The sequence below is a fragment of the Colwellia sp. SU-HH01172 genome, assembly GCF_057553355.1.
Genome location: NZ_BAAJMB010000014.1, coordinates 1 through 2,620, shown reverse-complemented (window position 1 = coordinate 2,620; position 2,620 = coordinate 1). Strand labels below are relative to the sequence as shown.

Sequence of the window (2,620 nt, the reverse complement as noted above, 5' to 3'; positions counted from 1 at the left end):
AACTTATCATGAAATCGAGTAGGTCGGCACACGTGAAACGTTGACTGAACATGGGGGGACCATCCTCCAAGGCTAAATACTCCTAACTGACCGATAGTGAACCAGTACCGTGAGGGAAAGGCGAAAAGAACCCCTGTGAGGGGAGTGAAATAGAACCTGAAACCGCATACGTACAAGCAGTGAGAGCTAGATTTAGTCTAGTGATTGCGTACCTTTTGTATAATGGGTCAGCGACTTATATTCTGTAGCAAGGTTAACCGACTAGGGGAGCCGTAGCGAAAGCGAGTGTTAACTGCGCGTTTAGTTGCAGGGTATAGACCCGAAACCCGGCGATCTACCCATGGGCAGGTTGAAGGTTGAGTAACATCAACTGGAGGACCGAACACACGTATGTTGAAAAATGCGGTGATGACTTGTGGGTCGGAGTGAAAGGCTAATCAAGCCGGGAGATAGCTGGTTCTCCCCGAAATCTATTTAGGTAGAGCCTCGCACGAACACCATTGGGGGTAGAGCACTGTTAAGGCTAGGGGGTCATCCCGACTTACCAACCCTTTGCAAACTCCGAATACCAATGAGTGATATGCGGGAGACACACTACGGGTGCTAACGTCCGTTGTGAAGAGGGAAACAACCCAGACCGCCAGCTAAGGTCCCAAAGTACTAGTTAAGTGGGAAACGATGTGGAAAGGCATAGACAGCTAGGAGGTTGGCTTAGAAGCAGCCATCCTTTAAAGAAAGCGTAATAGCTCACTAGTCGAGTCGGTCTGCGCGGAAGATGTAACGGGGCTAAACTAGTCACCGAAGCTGCGGATTCAATCTTAGGATTGAGTGGTAGGGGAGCGTTCTGTAAGCCGTTGAAGGTGTGTTGTAAAGCATGCTGGAGGTATCAGAAGTGCGAATGCTGACATGAGTAACGATAAGGGGAGTGAAAAACTCCCCCGCCGAAAGACCAAGGTTTCCTGTCCCATGTTAATCAGGGCAGGGTAAGTCGGCCCCTAAGGCGAGGCGGAAACGCGTAGTCGATGGGAAACAGATTAATATTTCTGTACTTCTATATATTGCGAAGGAGGGACGGAGTAGGCTAGGTGAGCACGGCGTTGGTAGTCCGTGTGAAAGATTGTAGGCGGTTGTCTTAGGTAAATCCGGGACTTCATTAACGCTGAGAGTCGAGACGAGATTCTAAGGAATTGAAGTCATTGATGCCATGCTTCCAGGAAAAGCTTCTAAGCTTCAGATATATAGGAACCGTACCCCAAACCGACACAGGTGGTTAGGTAGAGAATACTAAGGCGCTTGAGAGAACTCGGGTGAAGGAACTAGGCAAAATAGTACCGTAACTTCGGGAGAAGGTACGCTCTCTAGGGTGAAGCATTTACTGCGTAAGCCTCGGAGAGTCGAAGTAACCAGGTGGCTGGAACTGTTTATTAAAAACACAGCACTGTGCAAAATCGAAAGATGACGTATACGGTGTGACGCCTGCCCGGTGCCGGAAGGTTAATTGATTGGGTTAGCTCTGCGAAGCTCATGATCGAAGCCCCGGTAAACGGCGGCCGTAACTATAACGGTCCTAAGGTAGCGAAATTCCTTGTCGGGTAAGTTCCGACCTGCACGAATGGCGTAATCATGGCCACACTGTCTCCACCCGAGACTCAGTGAAATTGAAATTGCGGTTAAGATGCCGTATACCCGCGGCTAGACGGAAAGACCCCGTGAACCTTTACTATAGCTTGACAGTGAACATTGCTCCTACATGTGTAGGATAGGTGGGAGGCTTTGAAACCGCGTCGCTAGATGCGGTGGAGCCAACCTTGAAATACCACCCTTGTATGCGTGATGTTCTAACCTAGGGCCCTTATCGGGCTTGGGGACACTGTCTGGTGGGTAGTTTGACTGGGGCGGTCTCCTCCCAAAGAGTAACGGAGGAGCACGAAGGTTGGCTAAGTACGGTCGGACATCGTACGGTTAGTGCAATGGCATAAGCCAGCTTAACTGCGAGACAGACACGTCGAGCAGGTACGAAAGTAGGTCATAGTGATCCGGTGGTTCTGTATGGAAGGGCCATCGCTCAACGGATAAAAGGTACTCCGGGGATAACAGGCTGATACCGCCCAAGAGTTCATATCGACGGCGGTGTTTGGCACCTCGATGTCGGCTCATCACATCCTGGGGCTGAAGTCGGTCCCAAGGGTATGGCTGTTCGCCATTTAAAGTGGTACGCGAGCTGGGTTTAGAACGTCGTGAGACAGTTCGGTCCCTATCTGCCGTGGGCGTTTGAGAATTGAAGAGGGCTGCTCCTAGTACGAGAGGACCGGAGTGGACGAACCGCTGGTGTTCGGGTTGTTATGCCAATAGCATTGCCCGGTAGCTACGTTCGGAACTGATAACCGCTGAAAGCATCTAAGCGGGAAGCAGGCTTTGAGATGAGTTCTCACTGGAGCTTTAAGCTCCCTAAAGGGTCGTTGGAGACTACAACGTTGATAGGTTGGGTGTGGAAGTGCTGCGAGGCATTGAGCTAACCAATACTAATTACCCGTGAGGCTTAACCATACAACACCCAAGTGGTTTTAAAGATTGTAGGTAAGTTTGACAAACAGTGTAGAAATACACGTCACGTACATAA

At 50.1% G+C, this 2,620-nt stretch carries 1 rRNA gene; it reads left to right on the top strand.

Annotation, left to right across the window (positions count from 1 at the left end):
• Nucleotides 1–2,547: ribosomal RNA gene (locus AC27JP_RS20255) — 23S ribosomal RNA — on the top strand; the annotation flags it as partial.
• Between the last annotated feature and the right edge of the window lie 73 nt (nt 2,548–2,620).